The organism is Micromonospora endophytica, assembly GCF_003236305.1.
GTDB lineage: Bacteria > Actinomycetota > Actinomycetes > Mycobacteriales > Micromonosporaceae > Micromonospora > Micromonospora endophytica.
In genome coordinates, this window is the sequence record NZ_POTX01000527.1 from 1 (window position 1) to 462 (window position 462).

Sequence of the window (462 nt, forward strand, 5' to 3'; positions counted from 1 at the left end):
AAGAGACAGCCGGTGAACCGCCGCACCTGCGCCAGCCGACCCGCCCGCACCGCCATCGCCGCCATCCGCCGCGTCGGCCCCCGCCGCGCCCGGTCGTAGCGGGCCAACGCCGCCGCCACATCCGGCGACTGCGCCAGCGACCGCGCCAGCACCACCGCGTCGATCAACGCCTGGCAGGCACCCTGCCCCAGATCCGGCGTCATCGCGTGCGCCGCGTCCCCCAACAACACCAGACGCCCCCGCACGTAAGACGGCAACGCCGGCAGGTAACGCACATCGTGCTGCAACACCCCACCCGCCTCGACCCGCTCCAGCACCGCCGGCAGCGGATCGTGCCAGTCACCGAACCAGCGCCACAACGCCGCCAGGTCACCCTCCGGCGGCCGGAACCCCGCCGGCGCAGCCACCGCCGCATACCAGTTCGTCACCCCCGGCCCCTGCGGCGTCACCCCGAACTTGCGC

At 74.5% G+C, this 462-nt stretch carries 1 protein-coding gene; it reads right to left on the bottom strand.

Translation table 11 applies throughout. From position 1 onward, the window contains the following. Positions 1–428: FAD-dependent monooxygenase (locus C1I93_RS30915; protein ID WP_309148230.1), on the bottom strand; the 428-nt coding region annotated here is incomplete at its 3' end. Positions 429–462: the final 34 nt, after the last annotated feature.